Source organism: Candidatus Zixiibacteriota bacterium, assembly GCA_035380245.1.
GTDB lineage: Bacteria > Zixibacteria > MSB-5A5 > GN15 > FEB-12 > DAOSXA01.
Map to the genome: position 1 here is coordinate 304,783 of DAOSXA010000002.1, position 18,690 is coordinate 323,472.

General features: G+C 51.9%; 22 protein-coding genes. 1 reads left to right on the forward strand and 21 read right to left on the reverse strand.

Annotated features, from left to right (window positions below):
* Positions 1-5: 5 nt before the first annotated feature.
* The 3 genes from flgG to PLF13_06480 form a co-directional block, all read right to left on the reverse strand.
* The gene (gene flgG / locus PLF13_06470) at positions 6-794 is read right to left on the reverse strand and encodes a flagellar basal-body rod protein FlgG (GenBank protein HOP06919.1); all 789 of its coding nucleotides are present in this window, start codon (positions 792-794) and stop codon (positions 6-8) included.
* 26 nt (positions 795-820) lie between these two features.
* Positions 821-1,552, reverse strand: a complete 732-nt coding sequence (gene flgF / locus PLF13_06475) for a flagellar basal-body rod protein FlgF (protein HOP06920.1) — start codon at positions 1,550-1,552, stop codon at positions 821-823.
* 169 nt (positions 1,553-1,721) lie between these two features.
* Positions 1,722-1,934, reverse strand: coding sequence for a hypothetical protein (locus PLF13_06480; protein HOP06921.1), 213 nt, complete (start codon positions 1,932-1,934; stop codon positions 1,722-1,724).
* Between the two features lie 276 nt (positions 1,935-2,210).
* Here PLF13_06480 and PLF13_06485 point away from each other — a divergent pair, with 276 nt between their 5' ends.
* A complete protein-coding gene (locus PLF13_06485; GenBank protein HOP06922.1) occupies positions 2,211-2,969 on the forward strand; it encodes a hypothetical protein in 759 nt (252 codons plus the stop codon).
* A gap of 88 nt (positions 2,970-3,057) precedes the next feature.
* Here the strand turns inward: PLF13_06485 and fliJ are convergent, their stop codons facing one another.
* The 18 genes from fliJ to PLF13_06575 all read right to left on the reverse strand — a co-directional run bounded on the left by fliJ (position 3,058) and on the right by PLF13_06575 (position 18,668).
* On the reverse strand, positions 3,058-3,501 hold the full coding sequence (gene fliJ, locus PLF13_06490) for a flagellar export protein FliJ (protein ID HOP06923.1): 444 nt from the start codon (positions 3,499-3,501) through the stop codon (positions 3,058-3,060).
* Positions 3,502-4,830 (reverse strand): FliI/YscN family ATPase, encoded by a 1,329-nt coding sequence (locus PLF13_06495; protein ID HOP06924.1) that lies wholly within the window; start codon positions 4,828-4,830, stop codon positions 3,502-3,504.
* On the reverse strand, positions 4,827-5,543 hold the full coding sequence (locus tag PLF13_06500) for a FliH/SctL family protein (protein ID HOP06925.1): 717 nt from the start codon (positions 5,541-5,543) through the stop codon (positions 4,827-4,829). Before PLF13_06500 ends, PLF13_06495 begins: the two co-directional genes overlap by 4 nt.
* The gene (fliG, locus tag PLF13_06505) at positions 5,536-6,546 is read right to left on the reverse strand and encodes a flagellar motor switch protein FliG (protein ID HOP06926.1); all 1,011 of its coding nucleotides are present in this window, start codon (positions 6,544-6,546) and stop codon (positions 5,536-5,538) included. The genes PLF13_06500 and fliG overlap by 8 nt, the downstream gene beginning before the upstream one ends.
* Positions 6,547-6,559: 13 nt before the next feature.
* A complete protein-coding gene (gene fliF, locus PLF13_06510) occupies positions 6,560-8,113 on the reverse strand; it encodes a flagellar basal-body MS-ring/collar protein FliF (protein HOP06927.1) in 1,554 nt (517 codons plus the stop codon).
* Between the two features lie 61 nt (positions 8,114-8,174).
* The gene (gene fliE / locus PLF13_06515; GenBank protein ID HOP06928.1) at positions 8,175-8,495 is read right to left on the reverse strand and encodes a flagellar hook-basal body complex protein FliE; all 321 of its coding nucleotides are present in this window, start codon (positions 8,493-8,495) and stop codon (positions 8,175-8,177) included.
* 2 nt (positions 8,496-8,497) lie between these two features.
* Positions 8,498-8,821, reverse strand: coding sequence for a hypothetical protein (locus PLF13_06520; protein ID HOP06929.1), 324 nt, complete (start codon positions 8,819-8,821; stop codon positions 8,498-8,500).
* 18 nt (positions 8,822-8,839) lie between these two features.
* On the reverse strand, positions 8,840-9,334 hold the full coding sequence (gene flgC / locus PLF13_06525; GenBank protein HOP06930.1) for a flagellar basal body rod protein FlgC: 495 nt from the start codon (positions 9,332-9,334) through the stop codon (positions 8,840-8,842).
* Positions 9,335-9,348: 14 nt separating this feature from the next.
* The gene (gene flgB / locus PLF13_06530; GenBank protein ID HOP06931.1) at positions 9,349-9,762 is read right to left on the reverse strand and encodes a flagellar basal body rod protein FlgB; all 414 of its coding nucleotides are present in this window, start codon (positions 9,760-9,762) and stop codon (positions 9,349-9,351) included.
* Positions 9,763-9,937: 175 nt separating this feature from the next.
* Positions 9,938-10,684 (reverse strand): flagellar motor protein MotB, encoded by a 747-nt coding sequence (locus PLF13_06535; GenBank protein ID HOP06932.1) that lies wholly within the window; start codon positions 10,682-10,684, stop codon positions 9,938-9,940.
* Between the two features lies 1 nt (position 10,685).
* Entirely contained in the window at positions 10,686-11,450 is a 765-nt protein-coding gene (locus PLF13_06540) for a MotA/TolQ/ExbB proton channel family protein (protein HOP06933.1), read from the reverse strand.
* Positions 11,451-11,639: 189 nt separating this feature from the next.
* Positions 11,640-12,995, reverse strand: a complete 1,356-nt coding sequence (locus PLF13_06545; protein ID HOP06934.1) for a sigma-54 dependent transcriptional regulator — start codon at positions 12,993-12,995, stop codon at positions 11,640-11,642.
* A complete protein-coding gene (locus PLF13_06550) occupies positions 12,992-14,329 on the reverse strand; it encodes a PAS domain-containing protein (protein HOP06935.1) in 1,338 nt (445 codons plus the stop codon). Before PLF13_06550 ends, PLF13_06545 begins: the two co-directional genes overlap by 4 nt.
* Before the next feature lie 68 nt (positions 14,330-14,397).
* Positions 14,398-15,516 (reverse strand): chemotaxis response regulator protein-glutamate methylesterase, encoded by a 1,119-nt coding sequence (locus tag PLF13_06555; GenBank protein HOP06936.1) that lies wholly within the window; start codon positions 15,514-15,516, stop codon positions 14,398-14,400.
* 4 nt (positions 15,517-15,520) lie between these two features.
* Positions 15,521-17,257, reverse strand: coding sequence for a chemotaxis protein CheA (locus PLF13_06560; GenBank protein ID HOP06937.1), 1,737 nt, complete (start codon positions 17,255-17,257; stop codon positions 15,521-15,523).
* 18 nt (positions 17,258-17,275) lie between these two features.
* Complete coding sequence (locus PLF13_06565; GenBank protein ID HOP06938.1) at positions 17,276-17,869, reverse strand: protein phosphatase CheZ; 594 nt, start codon at positions 17,867-17,869, stop codon at positions 17,276-17,278.
* A gap of 26 nt (positions 17,870-17,895) precedes the next feature.
* On the reverse strand, positions 17,896-18,273 hold the full coding sequence (locus PLF13_06570; protein ID HOP06939.1) for a chemotaxis response regulator CheY: 378 nt from the start codon (positions 18,271-18,273) through the stop codon (positions 17,896-17,898).
* A 5-nt stretch (positions 18,274-18,278) separates the two neighbouring features.
* Positions 18,279-18,668, reverse strand: a complete 390-nt coding sequence (locus PLF13_06575) for a response regulator (protein HOP06940.1) — start codon at positions 18,666-18,668, stop codon at positions 18,279-18,281.
* Between the last annotated feature and the right edge of the window lie 22 nt (positions 18,669-18,690).

Genomic DNA, 18,690 nt, shown 5'->3' on the forward strand with positions numbered 1-18,690 from the left:
TCATCCTATCGCTTCAGGCTGTTGGCCAGCGAAGCCATATCGTCGGCTGTTTGAATCGCCTTCGAGTTCATTTCGTAGGCGCGTTGGGCTACGATCATATTGACCATCTCGTCGACCACCTGCACGTTGGACATTTCGAGATACCCCTGGTCAACCTGCCCTAGTCCGGACTGGGTCGGGATATCCGTTATCGGGTCTCCTGAGGCGCTGGTGGCCCGGTAGAGATTCCGCCCGAGGGCTTCCAGACCGGCCGGATTAGTGAATCGTGCCAGTTCTATCTGTCCCACGTCGGTTGCCGTATCACTGCCGTATTGGATCACCTGCACCGAACCATCAGTCCCCACCGCGATGCTGGTAGTGTCTTCGGGAATCGTTACTTCCGGTAAAAGGTAATAGCCGTCCGAATTGACCAATCGTCCATCGGAGGACATCTTAAACCCGCCGTCACGAGTGTAAACGGTAGTCCCGTCCGGATGCTGTATCTGGAAAAAGCCGTCGCCCGAAATAGCCAGATCGAGCGCGTTGCCGGTCGAGCTCAAATCTCCACCAGTGAACTCTCGGACCGTTGACACCGCTTTGGTGCCGTATCCGATCGATAACTCGTTGGGAACCCGGGAGCCAACCGCCGAGGTTACCCCGGCCGTCCGATACTTCTGATAGAGTACATCCTGAAACTCTACTCGGCTTTTCTTGAAACCGGACGTGTTGATGTTGGCCAGGTTGTTGGCAATGTTGTCAACGTTCATCTGCTGTCCGAGCATTCCCGAAGCAGCCGTGCGCATGGCCTTTATCATCGCAAACTCCTATTTGTAGCGATCATTTACTGGTTACCACCCACCCGATTGAAAAGGTCGTCAAGAGATTTGTCCTGGGACTGCACCGACGCGGCGTTAGCCTCGTAAGAGCGATAAGAGATAATCATATCTACCATCTCCCGGACAATATCCACGTTGGATTCCTCGACATATCCCTGACGAATCTGGGCATTCTCGACCGGCGTGGTCGTTACCCCGTCAGGCACCACGAAGGAACCATTCCCGACCTTTTCCAGTTGAGTAAGGTCTTCCACCGTTTGCGGAATAATTCGTCCGACAGCTTGTCCGTTGACCTGGATCTCGCCGTCAGCGGAGACATCTACCTGACCGGACCCGACTGTTATCGGTCCCCCTTCTCCCATCACCAGAGCTCCTCCCGGGAAAGCCAAAAAGCCGTCGCCGTCCACGGTGAAACTGCCGGAGCGAGTCAAAACGGTGCTGCCGTCTTCGAATTGAAGGGTGAAAAAGCCGTCGCCGTCGATTGCCATATCGAGCGACGCACCGGTCTTGTTGAATGTCCCCTGGGTGAAGTCGACATAGACTTCGTCGACCATGGGTTGTTCCCAATCAGTTATCTTAGCCGCCTGTCGTCTGGTGGCCTTGGACAACTCCTGGGTAAACACGCCGTCTTTTTTGTATCCGACGGTACCGACATTGGCCAGGTTGTTGGCCGAAGCTTCCTGCTTCCTTAGGTGCGGTATCATACCGGATGCGGATGTATAAAGTCCCTTTATCATACAAACCTCCGCTTTACCTATAGCGAAGACTGTGCCAAACGCTGGATCGCACAGCTAAGCGGCTGATATGCAGGACTTTACGCAACCGCCCGACAAGTCCGAAGGGACTCGGAACGGAAACATGATCGGTGCTTACCCGGAAAATTTTATCTAGCTGAGTGTCACGACATTAGTCTTGTGGCAGACCATACTTGGCGAGTGTTTTATTAATCAGTCGATCCATTGCCTCGTTAAAACGTTCTTCATCAAAATAGGTACCGGTTGTTTTTTGATAAAGCGGGCAATCGGTTTTATAACCGAAACACTTCAATTCTTCGGCCATGTAGCAAGCCTTGAGATAGGCACAGCGGACTAGTTTGCGGGAAGTTTGATTGGTATTCATAGACTGTCAGTCGGCACAATTCGGGTAAACTTGAATCGCCGCTCAATCTTTGAACAGAGACGTCTCTGCAGTGTATACCATACATGTGAAGCGGCTTGCAGGAGCACGGAAACAAGCAAGAAACCGGTTGCCAGATCGGCGCCGAGCAGCTATATTTGAAATGCTTGAAGATATAGACTGACAGTTACTTACAGCGTACACACTTAGCAGCGACGAAATTTCACAGATGTAGCACTGTTTTTGCTTGACCAGAGATCAAAGCAAAGGGAAAAGCATATGACCAAGTGCGTTAGACTAGTTACCACCATTCTGGCTTTATTCGTTATTTGTTGCGGGAGTTCAGCCCTGGCTCAAGGAACTGATCCCGGCACACCTGACACACTCAGGATCGAATCGATTACCGCCTATCAGGGTTCTCCGGCTGAAGTGCCCGTTTATTTCTATAACGATGAGAATCTGGGCGGTGTCGAGATAACCCTGGAATTCAATTCATCCGACATTTACATCGATTCCGTATCGTTTGTCGGTAGTCGTGTCGAGACCATGTCGTCGACCGGCTACACCGCCGGCGGCACTACGGTTACATTCTACGTGATTGGATTCTCCGATGTTATCGAACCGGGCTCGGGACTTCTGGCCACCCTGCACTGCGGTTACCCCTCCACTATCACGCCTCAGATCGTTTCCTTCGACACCACTACGATCATTTCGGGAGACGTAGAATACTCAACGACTTTTTCCGATGAATTGGCTCAGTATTACATCCCCGAGTTCGTGTCCGGACAGATCGACATTCAAGAATCAGGCTGTTGTATTGGCGATCGCGGGAATATCAACAATAGTGAAGACGACGTTCTGGACATATCCGATGTTGTTTACCTGGTCAATTATATGTTTCAACAGGGGCCTGCCCCGGTTTGTATGGATGAAGCCAACGTCAACGGCAGTGAATTACCGGAGCCTGATATTTCCGACCTCGTTTATCTTGCGTCTTATATGTTCAACCAGGGACCGCCGCCGGTGCCTTGTCATTAGTACCGACTGTCGCAGACAACAAATACATGAAACGGCTCGTCACAAGACGAGCCGTTTCTATTGTGGGAATAGGACTGGGTCAGAGAACTTATTCTTTACGCCGGAAACTCACTACCGCGGTTTCGTCGTCTTCTTTCGTCTCAAGTCGATGGACTTCCTTGTTGAACTTCTTCTGCTGGCGCTCCTTGAGTTTTTCGAACACCTTCTTTTCACGCGAGGCTTCTACCAGTTTCATCCGTTTTTCTTCTGCTTCATGATCGAGTGCCTGCAGAAGCTGTTTTCCCACGAGTTGATCGCGCTTGAGTTTCATCAAATACCTGGAATAAACCAGCATTTCCGCTACTGACATCTTGCCAATCAGGACATCACGCTGTTCATCGTAGGTTGTCAGCCGCTTCTTTTCGATATCGGTCAACTGATCCCGCTGGCGCATGACTTTTCGAACCGCCTCACCATGATCCTTCTGACGTTCCCGTTCGAGATGCTCTTTTACTTTCAGCAAGGCTTCCAAGCGATATTTGAACTTCTTCATTTACTTACTCTTTCCATCGACCAGGATTTCTCCCAGCCGCTTGACAGATTCCTCGTGGTCAACCTCTTCCATGATCGCCTGTCGAAACAATCCGTTCAACTCATCCATTTTGGTGATCGCTCGATCTATCCGTGGGTTTGATCCTTTGGCGTAGGCTCCGATATTGATCAGGTCTTCAGCCTCGCGATAAACCGACATTATCTCGCGTGCTTCAGCCGCCAGGGCAGCTTCTTCCGGCTTACTGATATCCTTCATCAATCGTGAGATAGAATCCAGGACATCCACCGCCGGATACTGATTCAACGAAGCCAGACGACGCGAAAGAGCAACATGGCCATCGAGAATCGAGCGGACGGCATCGGAGATCGGTTCGTTGAAATCATCTCCTTCCACCAACACCGTATAAAGACCGGTGATCGAGCCCTTGTCGTTCAAGCCGGCTCGTTCCAGAAGGTTCGGCAGGAGCGCAAACACCGAGGGTGTATACCCCTTGGTCGTTGGCGGTTCACCAATCGCAATGCCGATTTCGCGTTGCGCCATGGCGATTCGCGTCAGGGAATCCATCATCAACATGACGTCCATTCCCAGATCACGGAAGTATTCCGCTATCGTAGTCGCCAGCATGGCCCCCTTGATTCTTATCAGGGCCGGTTCATCCGAGGTTACCGCGACTACCACCGTATTTTTCATTCCTTCGGGCCCCAGGTCACGCTCGATAAACTCGCGCACCTCACGACCGCGCTCACCGATTAAAGCTACCACGTTGACATCGGCGCTCGAACCCCGGGCTATCATCCCCAGTGTGACCGATTTACCCACACCGCTGCCGGAGAAGATTCCCATACGCTGACCCTTCCCCACTGTACAGGTCAGATCAATCACCCTGATACCTGTCCTGACCGGTTCTGCGATACGGCGACGTTTCAACGGTGAAATCGGACGGCCGTTGATCGGTCGAGTCGCTGTCGTGGCAATCGGTCCGTGCCCGTCAATCGGCTGACCGAGCCCGCCTAGAATGCGCCCGATCAACTCCTTCCCTACCGGCAGGCGCAGTTGTTCGAAAGTTGAGGTAACGATGGCTCCCGGACTGATGCCGGAAATCGGCCCTAACGGCATCAGCAAAATGCGATCATCACGAAAACCGACCACTTCAGCCAGCACCCGCGTATCGGAATCGTAGTTTTCTATCTGGCACAGCCGGCCTATCGAAACCGCCGGTCCCGCCGACTCGATTACCAGCCCAATCACCTGCGTAACCTTACCGAAATGCTTGACCGTGCGAGTATTGGCGATTCGCTCGGAATACATGTCATAGGCGACATCGATCATTGTTCCGACTCGCTTCGGCTAATTACTTCTTCGATTACATCCATCTGCGATTCAAGCCGTGCATCCACGTCGCCGGTAGGTGTTTCGATGAAACAACCGCCGAACTTCACACGCGGATCAGCCTGGAAGGTAATTTCCTTAATTGTTGCATTCCCCTTGAGGAATTCGTTCAGATGCTGTTCCACCAGCGGCAGATGGTCGGGATTGACTTTGATTTTGAGACGGCTGCGATCGATAAGAGTGTCGATCACTCCGGATATCATCCCGATAGTGGTTTCGGGATCGACTTCCACGGCTTCGAACGTCACTTTGCGGCTGATTTGAATTACCAGATCGAAAATCTTCTGCTTGGCTTGTTGGAGCATACTTTCGCGTTGATTCACGGCAGCTTTGATCGCTGCTTCGAAATTCTGCACCACTTCACCGGATTTGGTCAGTCCCTCACTCTTACCGCGGCTGTAACCGTCCTGATACCCTTCCTCACGTCCTCTACGGAAGGCTCCATCTCGTTCACTGTCGATAAAACGACTGATCCGTTCGATCTCCTGGATCGGGATCAACTTGGCTCCGTGAATATCGGTGAGCACTTCGATCTCCGGCAGGATGTGGCGAAGCTGTTGCTCCGCCTTATCCTGACGCGAGAGATTGATCTGACTCTCACCGATCGAAACGCTGCTCTGCGCTTCGATAACATGACGCAGTACTCTAGACAATGATATCCTCTTTGCCGCCGCGGCCGGAGATGATAATCTGGCCTTCTTCTTCGAGTCGCCTGACGGCTTCGACAATTCTTCCCTGGGCCGCTTCGACATCGGACAGACGCGTCGGCCCCATGAACTCCATCTCTTCCTTGATCATGACCGACACACGTTCGGAAACGTTGCTGAAGATCTTGTCGCGGACCTCTTCGCTGGCCGCCTTGAGCGCCAGTGACAGATCCTTGGTCTCAACCTCCTTAAGCAGACGCTGGACGGAGCGGTCATCGAGAAGAACGATATCGTCAAAGACGAACATCATATTTTTGATCTCAGCCGCCAGATCGGGGTCTTCCGCTTCGAGCGACTGGAGAATGTTCTTTTCTGCGGAGCTGTCGATCAGATTGAGGATTTCGGCAATAGCCTTGGCGCCGCCGGAGATCGACATTTCTCCGGTTCCGGTGCGTTCGAAATGTCCTTCCAGGGTTTGTTCTATCTCGCGTAGAATCTCCGGAGCGATCTTTTCCATAGTCGCCACTCTCAGGGCAACTTCCGACTGCAACTCAGGACTTAATTCGGAAAGAACCGCCGCCGCATGTTGAGGATTCAGTTGCGTGATGATAAGCGAAATGGTTTGCGGATGCTCGTTTTGCAGGAAACCGGTCAACTGCTTGGCATCGATGTCCTTCAGTAATGAGAATCCGGTCGTGGTGATCGATGACTCAAGGCGCTTCATGATCTCCTGCGCCTTGTTCATCCCTACCGCCTTCTCCAGAATCGACTGGGCGAAATCGACACCACCCTGAGAAATGTACTGCCGAGCCATGAAGATCTGATGACATTCTTCCATCACCTTCTCTTCGATCTCGGGCGGGACATCGCGCAGATTGGCGATTTCAACCGTGATCTGTTCCAGGTCGGCTTCCGGCATACCCTGAAGCACCAGCGCCGAGACTTCCGATCCAAACGCCACCAGGGCAACCGCCGCCTTTTGCAGACTTGTCATGTCTTCATAGTTCATGAATCAAATCTCCTCAGTCGGCCATCATGGTCTTGATGACTCGGGCTATTTCCTCAGGCTGCTCCTTGGCCGCTTCCTGCATACGGTCGACCAATCTCGGCTGCCGTTTTCTCATATCGAATTTGTCTTCTATCGATTCCGCTTCGGTCTGCTCGGCTGACGGTTCCGGCGAAACTATCGTTCGCGGCGCCTGATTGGCAATACGACCGATACCGGCCCAGAATTTCTTGAGCTTCTTCCTCGCCCAAAGAAGAGCGATGGCCAGCAACAAGAAATAACCTACCTTGCGGGCAATGTCGTAATAGAACTCGCGGGTGTACATCGAATCGAGCGCCTGACGGTCTTGATCCAGATTTTGACGGTCGAAAGCGATGTTGACCATTTCGATCTGGTCATTACGTTCCTGGCTGAATCCCACCGCATTCTTAACGATCGATTGCAGTCGATCCAGTTCCTCGGGCGAACGCGGCTGGTAAACCATTTCTCCGCTTTCATCCGCAGCCGGCGTATAGACACCGTCGACCAAAACCGCGATGGACATCCGGTCTAGCGTTCCCATCGCGTCGATGACATGCTCAACCGTTTTGTTCAACTCGTAATTGGTAATGGTCGTTTCCGACTCGTCCTCCGAAGAACTTTCCTGATCCTCGGGGGCTTTGTCGGAATCGGCGCTGCTGGTCTTGGTGCGTTCTTCCGACCGTACTGACGGGTTGTTCGCATCGAACAACTCCGAGGTTCGTTCGAGTTGCTTGAAATTCAACTCGGCCGCGATTCGCACCACCGACTTGCCCGTACCGAGCACCTCGTCAAGCATCGACTGGGCTTTGCTGGCCAGGTGCTTCTCCACTTCCTGAGTCAGCTCCAACTGCGAGGCGCTGAGCCCGACCACCGGATCGGAATCGGTTCCTGACGAAAGCATATTACCACCGTAATCAACGATAGTGATATTATCCGGTGTCAGTCCCTCAACCGATGATGCTACCAGATGTGAAATCCCCGCTACCTGGTGTTTGGTTATTCCGCCGGGGCTTTTCAGTTTGAGCACCACGGAAGCGGTCGCCGCCTTTTGATCCTCACGGAACAACCGTTCCTTGGGCATCACGATATGCACCCGGGCCGCTTGAACCTCATCCAACTGCATGATCGTCTTGGTTAACTCGCCCTCCAAGGCCCTGCGAAAATTCAGGTTTTGCAGAAAGTCGGTCATGCCGAGGTTGTTCTTGTCAAAGATCGAATAACCCATCGAACCGTTGCGCGGGAGCCCTTCGGTTGCCAATGCGATACGAGTCTTGTAGACATCGGACGAAGGCACCTCAATCGTGCGTCCTCCGTTCGTCAACTGATACTCGATCTTGTTGTCGTTAAGCCAGGCGGCGATTTCTCCCGCTTCCTGTTCGTCCAGATCGGAGTACAGGCGGGTATAGGTCACGGTATTCAACCAGCCTACCAGAAAAACCACACCTACCAGCGTCCCGGCAATAACACCCAATAGCATCATTACCTGACTGGCGGACAATCGCCCGACAAAATCGGTTAAGTTCTTAAGAAGTTTTTTAGTCCCTTCCATACCAAATCCTATTTATTCCCGATCAGCGACCTGTCCATGGCCGCTAAAACCAGCCGCTAGCCTACATCGGCATTTGCGACAGTTCGTTATATGCGCTAACCAATTTATCCCGAATTTCCAGAAGCAGCTCCATGGCTACTCCCGCTTCCTCGGCCTTGATCATCACCTGATGCAGCTCTACCGGATCCCCGTTCAAGAACGCTTCCTGCATCTTGTTGGAATCCATTTGCAGATCGTTGACCGAATCGATCAGCTTCGACAATTCTTTGGCGAAGCCGCCGCCGTCCGTTATCTCGGAACCGCTGCCGGTCTTCTGCGTCGGGTTTAATTTCTCGATCAGACCGGGAACGACCCGGTTGATATTGATTGCGCCCGGTTTCATGGTTAGGCCTTTACGTCAATCCAGGCGCCTACACTATTGGAAGCGCCGGAATCATCGGCCGTCTCGGTCACAAAACGCTCATGCCCGCGGAATCGCGAGAAGAGCAAATCGAGCGCCTGGCGCTCTTCGACCGAAAGGAACTCATCATAGGAACCTTTTTCAGCCTTTACAGCTATGCGAGAACTGCCGGTGGAGTCCGACGCATCGATCGCAACCTTGTCGGTCGTTTGCGTTGTCTCCGTTGCCGTCTGCTGCTGCTGGGCCGCCGGATTATCCCGGCGTATCAGTTCCTGGTAAGACTGAATGCCAAGAGGGTTGATCTTCATCTTTCTGTCCTATTCCTATTAGATATCCAAAGCATCTTTTGCCATATTCTTCGCCGCCGAAATCGCTACCGTATTGGCTTCATAAGCCCTTGAGGCGGCCATCATGTCCACCATCTCGGTTACGATTTCGACATCCGGCATCTGAACGTAGCCGTCCTCATCGGCGTCCGGATGCGACGGATCATAGACCAGTCTGAATTTTGCATCGGGGTCGACGACCGCGTCTCCCTCGACTGTAGGCAAATCCACGCCATCGGTTGAACGATAGCCATGACTGGTCATGTGGCGGTCGGAAGTACGCGCCAGTTTGACTGAAGCGGTGTTGAGCATTGAATTGAAAGTACCCTTAACCTCATCCTGTTCCACTACCACCCTTTGGCGACGGTAGGGACCACCTTCGGGCGTTCGCGTCGTTTCCGCGTTGGCCATATTTTCGGCCACCACGTTCATCTTTTTGCGCTGAACCGAAAGGCCCTGCGATGAGATTTCAATCGCTCCAAGTATTCCCGACATAACCTATACCCAGTCTACGGTGTCTCGATTGCCTTCCTAAGGCTATCGAATTTATCCTTGAGCAAACGCGCTCCGACGGTGTAGATCAACTCATTCTGAGCCAGACCGGAGATTTCCTTGTCGGCATCGACTGAGTTCATTTCTCCGTCGGTCACTTTGGCTTCGTTGACTTCCGGAGCCTTGCTCGCATGATTTCCCAGCGGTATGTGATTCTCGTGAGTCATGGTTCCACTTAGCTCATCCGAGGATTCGGTTACACGGCGGAACTCCTCAAAAAAGTTGATATCCTTACTCTGATAGCCGGGCGTTGAGGCATTGGCAATGTTCCCGCTAATCAATTTGTGGCGAAACGAAGCCACATCCATGAACTTGCCGAGGTTGCTCACTCCGGACTTTTGAAACATGAAATCAGCAATTTTATCAGCCATACAGAATCACTCATCCACAGTTTTTCTCGCTCGAACCTATTGCAAGGTCCGTGCCAAACACTTCCCCAATGCGATAACATACTGGTTTACAAGATATTACGAGCAACAGAAAGCACCCGAGCTATGTTTATTGGCTCGCTGCGAAGGCTCCTGTTTCCAATGCGATGGGAAAAGATTACTCACCTGATGCGAGATTATAGATATTTGCGGTCGGTTCCTTCATGGATAACTCCATAGTAAGAATGACCACATCCACTCGCCGGTTAACCGCTCGATTTTCAATTGAATTGTTGGGACGAATCGGTCGGTACTCACCATACCCCAGGGCCGATACGCGCCAGGGATCGATACCGTAGTTCTCGATGAAGAACTTAACCACTTCCGTCGCGCGTGAGGACGACAATTCCCAGTTCGACGGAAACCGTACCGTATGGATATCGCGATCGTCGGTGTGCCCCTCCACCCGGACATGGTTGGGAATATCGACAATTTCTTCTGCGACCATATCAAGAATATCGAGAGCCCGCCCTTGCAAATCGGCCGAACCCTCTTCGAACAAGGCCGACTCCATTATATGTACCACCAGACCGCGTTCGGTAATCTCGGTCTTGAGTTCCTGATCACGACCGAGCTTATCGAAACGTTTCTCAATTTTGTTCTGAATCATCCGCAGGTTGCCCAGCTTAAGCAAGCCGTGTCCTTTGCTGGGATCCGGTTCGTCGAATTTGGATACGACATTGTCGCCGCCCCGCAGAACGCCGTTGAGCGCCTCGGCCATTTTGCCGAATTTCTTGGCGTCAACCGCGGACATTGAATACATAACGATAAAAAACGCCAGCAACAACGTGATCATATCGGCATAGGTCAGCAGCCAGCGCTCCTGGTTTTCTTTGGGATCAGCTTTGGAACGGTGTCGGGGCATCTTACAGCTCGTTGCGTCGTTTTTGCGGAGCCACGAACGAGATCAGTCTGGTGCGGATATTTCTCGGCGTTTCACCGGACTGTAACGCGATTACACCTTCCATTATCAGCTCCAGGTGAGTCACTTCTTCTTCATGGCGAAGTTTCAGCTTGTCTGAAATCGGCAAAAAGAACAGGTTAGCCAGACCTACACCCCAGAGCGTGGCAATAAACGCGCTGGCTATCGAAGCGGCCATGCGGTCGGCTTCGGTGGCATTGGCCAGGGTATGAACCAGCCCCAGAACTGTTCCGAGGATACCCATCGTGGGGGCAAATCCGCCGGCTTTGTTGAACAAATAGATCCCGACCTTATGACGTTCTTCTTTATAGGCGATCTCCGTTTCGAGAATCTCCCGCAACGCCGTCACCTCCGTGCCGTCAATCACCAACTGCATCGCTTTTTTGAAAAACTTGTCACGCATACCGCGCGTTAGCGTCTCGAGACCAAGAATGCCGTCGCGACGGGCTTTCTCGGCCAGATGAACGATCAGGTCGATAGTGCGGTTGGCATCGAAGCGCCGACGAAAAGCCGCAATCCTCAGATAAGTCGGAATCTTAAGAACGGCTGTCATCGAGGTTGTGATCGTCGTCGCCCCGAGTGTTCCGCCGACCACTATTAATATAGGGGCGGTTAAAAAGATGGCATCAAGCGAGCCGCCTTCCAGCACAAAAGCGCCGGTAATAGCTCCTATAGCGGTGATGATGCCGAGAATCGTAGCTAGATCCATGCTATCCGTTCCTTAATGCGAACATGTTCCATAACGTTGGGCAGATTTCTGCCTCATGTAAGGAGTTATCGGCAGGGCTTTAGCTTTTTGAAGCGGAAATGATCAAAAAACGAACAGAATTTTCGTATCACATTCCATGAAAAAACCCCGGACAAGCCGGGGTCGTTTTCTATGCGATGACCGCAACGGTCATTTGAAGGCATCCTTCATATTATATTCCGCCAGTTTGTTGCGGATAGTGCGCGTAGTAATCCCGAGTGCTTCGGCCGCTCGTGTTTTGTTGCCGTTATACTTCTCGAGCGTCTTGAGAATCAGATACTTACTGCCTTCTTCGAGCTTCATCGGCACTTTCAGGGCCGGAACGTCATCGGCAATCGGACCAAGCGCCAGATCGGCCGGGAAGTCATCATCGGTTAACATGTTGGTTTTCGAGGTAACCACCGCCCGCTCCACCAGATTTTCCAGTTCGCGGACATTACCGGGCCAATGGTAACTCATGAACAAACGCAGGGCATCCGGTTCGATTCCCCGAATCTCCTTGTCGTTCTCAGTGTTGTATTTATCGATGAAATGCTGTACCAGCAGCGGGATATCCTCAGCTCGCTCTTCGAGCGGACAAAGATGGATCGGGATTACGTTCAGACGATAGAAAAGATCCTCACGGAATTTGCCCGCAGCGATATACTCTTTGAGGTTGCGATTGGAAGTGGCAATCAGGCGCACATCAACCTGGATCGTTTCACTCGAGCCAACCCGTTCGAACTCGCGCTCCTGAATAACGCGCAACAACTTGGATTGCAGATTCAAGGGCATCTCGGAGATTTCATCGAGCAACAATGTCCCGCCGTCGGCCAGTTCAAAACGACCTCGACGCGTCTTCTTGGCATCGGTAAAAGCTCCCTTTTCAAATCCGAAAAGCTCTGCCTCAACCAGATTCTCCGGCAAAGCGGCACAGTTAAGCTTGATAAAGGGTGCTTCGGACCGATTGGAGGTCTGGTGAATCGCCCGTGCCACCAATTCCTTTCCGGTACCGGAAGGACCGGTAATCATAACCGTCGAGCGAGCCGAGGCAACCGATTCGATCAGGTCAAACACCTCTTTCATCACTTTTGACTTACCGACGATATTCTGATACTTGGAAGCTAAATCACGACGCAACGAGGCATTTTCCGAGCGGAGAGTGAGTGTCTCGGTGATGCGATTCATCATATTTTCGAGCGGCTCGGGCATAACCGGCTTGAGCAGGAAATCATACGCCCCAAGCTTGATTGCCCTGACTGCGGTCTCGATCGTTCCGAACGCGGTCATCATAACCACGGCCGTTTCGGGAGAACGCTCCTTGATTGCCTCAATCACCTCCAGACCGTCCATTCCATCCATTTTATAGTCAGTCAGGACTATGTCCGTCGGGCGTTGTTCGAACTCCTCAATGGCCTCTTCCCCGGAATAGACACCGCGACAGTCGTAATCTGCCCGCTGCAGCGTTTCGATGAGGAAGTCATGCACCAGCCTGTCGTCGTCTACCACCAACACTGAGTATTTCATTTAGTTTGCTCCATGCTTACTGAATCGCATCGGGCCGGCAGCAACAGGTGAAAAGCTGCCCCTCCCAACGGTCCGTCGTCGACAAAAACCTCGCCTCCATGAGCTTTGACAACTTTCCAGACAACGGCCAATCCCAGGCCGTTGCCGCCTTTTCTAATCGAGAAAAAGGGCGAGAATACTCGCTCCCGGTATTCGCGTTTTATTCCCGGGCCGGAATCGTGAACAATCACCTCGACTACGGTTTCGTCGTTGTCAAGCAGCAGCCGCTCACCTAGCTCACGGCGTGCTTCGATCACCGACCAGCGTTTGACTTCCAGACCCACAACGCCTTCCCCTTTGATCGCCTGGACTGCGTTTTGAAGAAGATTAATCACAGCCTGCTTGATCAGAATGGGATCAAATTGCAACGACAACGACTCATTATTAACTGAACGATCGACCTCAAAACTGACATCACCGATTTTCCCTCGATTTTCAGCGGTATACCGATCAACCGTATCCACCAGGAATTTTCGCATATCGAGGTAAGTCTTATTAATTTCTTCGAAACGTGTATAATTTAAAAGGGTCGACACCGTTTTATTCAGTGTCTCTACCCCCTTCACTATCTTGGTCGCGGTTTTGTGACGGCTATCCTCCTCATCCAGATCCCGCTGGAGCAACGCCGCAAATCCGGCTATCCCGTTTAGAGGATTGCGGACCTCATGGGCAATCGTGGCCGCCATTTCACCCAGCGCCGCCAGGGTATTCAGGCGCGCCAGCTCACTCTCCATTCGCTTTACCCGAGTCAGGTCGTGAAGGACCTCAACCGCACCCGACAACTGACCCTCAGCATCACGCATGAGAGTCGTTGAAACCGATAGATGCACCGACCGACCGTTCGTCAGCACCACCTGCCGCTCGACAGAATCTACCGTCTCACCCGTTTCAGTTGCTCGTAAGGCGCTGGCTTTGGGGGCATTTCCCAGGGGAATAGTCTTGCGGTATGACTTCCCCAGCACTGCCGCCTGTCCTATTTGCAGAATCGCAGCCGCGGCCGGATTAAAATGAGTGATACAACCGTCACGATCAACTGCGATCACACCGGCCGACAACGAGTTAAGAATTCCATTCAGAAACTCCGTGGCAACCAGGTTGCGCTCGCTCAATTCCACCAGGCGTTGATTAGCGCGTGCCAACTGCTCGTTTTGAGCACTAAACTCATCCTTGAGTTCAATATACTGACGCTGGAGTGAGTTGATTACTCGATTGAAAGCAGCATAGGAATCTGTAAAACGGGAAATATCTTCCGTGTTCTCGGGGCGTGTTAACGTTACTTTTTTTGTGTTGTCCATCTACCTTCCCAACCTCTTATCAGGGGGCACGAAGCGCACTTATGGGAAAGCAATCAACAAAAACTTGATCAGAAGTAAGAGAGTAATTCGTCCGCGATCTCATCAATGGGAACAATATGATCAGCTAGACCGGCGTTGATCGCCGCTTTTGGCATGCCATAAACCACGCAGGTAGCCTCGTTTTGTGCTATTACGATGCCTCCCTTGTTTTTGACATCCTTAAGACCATCCAGACCATTACTCCCCATTCCGGTCAGGATAGCGGCCATCGTAAACTTACCGTAGCGCTCGGCTACCGACTTTAAGGTATTGTCAATACATGGCTTATAGATCGCTGATGGCGGATAATCGCTGACTACTACATGTTGCCCCGTACTGGAGCGTGCCAGCGCCATCTGCTTACCACCGGGTGCTATCAGGACTGTTCCCGGACTTACCGGATCGCCGCTGATTGCCAGCCGAACCGTTACCTTTGAAACCCGGTCCAACCGATCAGCCAGCGGCTGAGAAAAAGCAGCCGGCATGTGTTGAACGACAATTACTCCCACCGGAAGATTCCGCGGCAACCGGGCAATCACGGCTTCCAGAGCTGGCGGGCCACCGGTAGATGCGCCAATAACTATCACGTTGATATGATGATAGCGGTGCTGGTGTCTCCTGCGAGGTTTCCATTCCGGCGCTGCCGCTTGTCCTGAAATCAGTTTTGCCGACTCGTCGTGTGCTTTCTTCAATTGCAGTATCTGACGACTGCGATACATTGCCATCAGGAGGCTTTTACGACGGCCGATATCCTTAATTTTGGCCAGTAATTCATCCTTAATTTTGACAATGTCAATGCTGACAAACGACTGCCCTTTAGCAATATAGTCTATTGCCCCCATCGCCAGGGCATCCAGGGTGGCGCCGGCGCCTTCCGTAGTCATGGAAGAAACCATTAATACCGGAGTAGGATTGTGTTGCATGATTTGTCGAAGAGCGGCGATACCGTCCATGCGTGGCATCTCCACATCCATCGTGACCAGGTCAGGCTTCAGACGTTTGGTTTTCTCCACTGCCTCTTCCCCGTCACGGGCCGTGCCGATCACCTTAATCGCCGGATCGGATTCCAGCATTATCGTTAAGGCCTTCCGCATGAAAGCGGAGTCATCGACTACGAGAACACTTACTTGTCCGGCTGTTTGTTGCATGTTTTCAGGCTGGAACGTGTGAGGTTTGCTTTTTAACGAGATTGAACAGCCCCACCAAATCAACGATCAAGCGAACTCGGCCATCCCCCATAATGGTGGCGCCGGTTATCCCGGAGTCATTCCCGATGAGATCACCCATCGACTTGATTACGACCTCTTCCTGTCCCTGAAAGCGGTCTATCATAATTCCCATCTTTTTATCGGCTAATCCGACCACTACCACATACGGCTTCTCAGTGAGTACGTTGTTTGAAGATACTTTGCCGTAAACCGAGGCGAGGTTGACAATCGGGATTACTTCATCGCGAAGCCTCAATACCGGTCGACGGTTCATCTGGTGCACGGCGGATGCTTCCATCCGGATCGTTTCAATCACCGATGCCAGCGGCAATACATACACTTCCCCGTCAGTCTCCACCAGCAATCCCCTGATAATCGCCAGTGTCAGCGGCAGTTTTATTGTCATCGTGGTTCCCACGAACGGCTCTGACTGAAGCTCGATAATCCCGTTCAGCTTCTCGATATTGGTCCGCACCACATCCATCCCTACCCCTCGTCCGGATATCCCGGTGACGGCTCTGGCGGTAGAGAATCCCGCTTGAAACACGAAATCGAATACCTGTCGCTCGGTGAGTTTCTCCGACTCGATCGGATCGATCATACCGCGCTCTATCGCTTTCAGACGTACCGCCTCGTGATTTATCCCCCGCCCGTCATCTCGCACGGTCACGACGATGTTGGAACCTTCTTGTCGGGCATCGAGCCAGATATTCCCGACTTCGGATTTCCCATGCTTCAAGCGCATCTCGGGTGATTCGATACCATGATCGCAGGCATTACGAATGACATGCATCAGCGGATCACTGATTTCCTCGATGACGGTTTTATCCAGCTCCGTCTCCTGTCCCGAGATATGAAGATCGATTTGCTTTCCGACTTCCCTTGAAAGGTCACGCACCTGGCGCGGGAAACGAGCGAATACCCGACCGATCGGCAACATACGCATCTTCATGACCGCCATCTGTATTTCAGTAGTCAGGAAACTGACTGTGGTCGAGGCTTGCCCTACGGCTTCGAGACGATGTTGATTTGGCATCTCAACCGAAGCCTGTGAAACGCTCTGTACCAGGCTGTTTCGTCCGAGAACCAGTTCTCCGATCAGGTTTATCAGATGATCCAGACGATCGACATCCACCCGTATGGTATGATCGGCAGATTTACTGCGCCCGGCTGTTTCTTCTTTCGACTGCCTGGCTTCTTCTACATCCGATTCGGATTGGACCGTTTCGGCAACTGCCGCGTCATTCGGTTCGACCGGATCGGGCTCCGATCTTTCGCTCTGGTAAATCGCATCCAGACGTTTCAGGATATTATCCTGGTCAGGAGGAGAAAGCGATTCGTCTCTTATCGAATCGAGCGTGACCTTAAGTAAATCAAGCCCTTCAAGCAGAGTATCCATTATTATGGGAGTAAGACTCAGGCTATGCTTGCGCAACCGATTCAGAACATCTTCCATTTTGTGGGTTAGCCCGGTAACGGCTTCAAGACCAAGAAAACTGGAAGTGCCTTTGATAGTATGAACTGCGCGGAATATCTCGTTAAGCAGATCGGGATTATCGGGTGATGCTTCGAGGTCAACGAACCTGCTGTCCAGCGTTTCGGCCAATTCATCCGCTTCGATCAGGAAATCACCGATAATTTCCTGCATTTGCTCCATGTCAAGATCGGTATTGTTTCCCATACGCCCGCTGTCCCGGCGCTACGATTCGTCCTTGGGTGAGAACAGGTTGTCGATATCCTCCTGTGCGGTGCGCTTGGTCACCAGATCGGCATTGGGATCGAACACTCGTTCGCGGTGGCGATCATTATCCTCACCCTGGTCATCGTAACCCTGCATCACCGTTAGAATACGGCGCAACTTGTTCTCGATATCTTCAAGCAACCAGGCGGCATGGTTCATTTGTTGAGCGGTAATATCCTGAAACTGGAGGTTGTCGACCAACGTGTAAGTATCATCGAGATTATGATTGGCATGTTCGATGAGTCTGTCAATCAGATCTCGGAAATGGGTCATATCTTTTCCTTCGATCTGTGGTCTCAAATGACTTAGCCCATCGATCGTAGCCTCTTCGCGTGCTTGAATCTGTTCGATCATATCCAACATTCGCTGGGTCGCGGCTTCCGTCTGTTCGTTGATCTTGTCCAGTTGTCTGGTTGCTTTGGGGACTTTGGCCTGACTTTCAGCCAACGGTCGCTGGATATCACGAAACTGACCAACCACGTTGTTAATCGACTTGGCCAGTTCGAACACCTCGTTTTGTATCTGGTTCTGCAGATTACTGGAATCCGACATCTTTATCTCCTTACCTGCCCTAAGCCTCAGTCGGCCAGGATCTGCTCTATTTTTTGTTTCAGGGTATCCGGCGTGAACGGTTTTACGATATAGTTGTTCACTCCGGCTTTCAGGGCCTGCACGATGTCATCCTTGACCGAACGCGTCGTCACCATCAGGATCGGCAAGGTTTTATACTCTTCGGTTGCACGAAGCGTATGAACAAAAGTCAGGCCGTCCATTTCCGGCATATTCCAGTCGGTAATAATAAAATCGTAATTATCTATCTTCATCTTGGCCAGGGCATCCTTGCCGTCGGTGGCTTCTTTGATATCGTTGTAGCCGGCTCGTCTGAGCGTGTTGATAATTATGCGCCGCATCGTCGGGCTGTCATCCACGGCTAGTATTTTTATATCGTGCACCATACCTCCTATTGTGCTTCATCTGCCTGCTTCAGGAATTTGGACACTTCCTCCAGGAGCAACGAGCTCTTGAATGGTTTGACCAGATAAGATGTCGCTCCGACTTCCATGCCGCGATCGATATCCGAGTCCTCGGATTCCGAACTGAGAATGATAATCGGTGTTTCCCGATGCATTTCATTGGCGCGAAGAGTGGAGATTAGGCCGTAGCCGTCAAGGTTCGGCATATTGAGATCGGTTATGACGAGATCAACCCGCCCCCCCTGATTCGAGAGCTTCTCGACCGCATCCATTCCATCACAGGCAGTGATAACCTCGTACCCACTTTGTTTGAGCGAAAACGCTACGAACTTCACCAAAGTAGGAGAGTCATCGACAATCATGATTGTCTGTGACATCGCATTTCGTCCTGTATCTGCG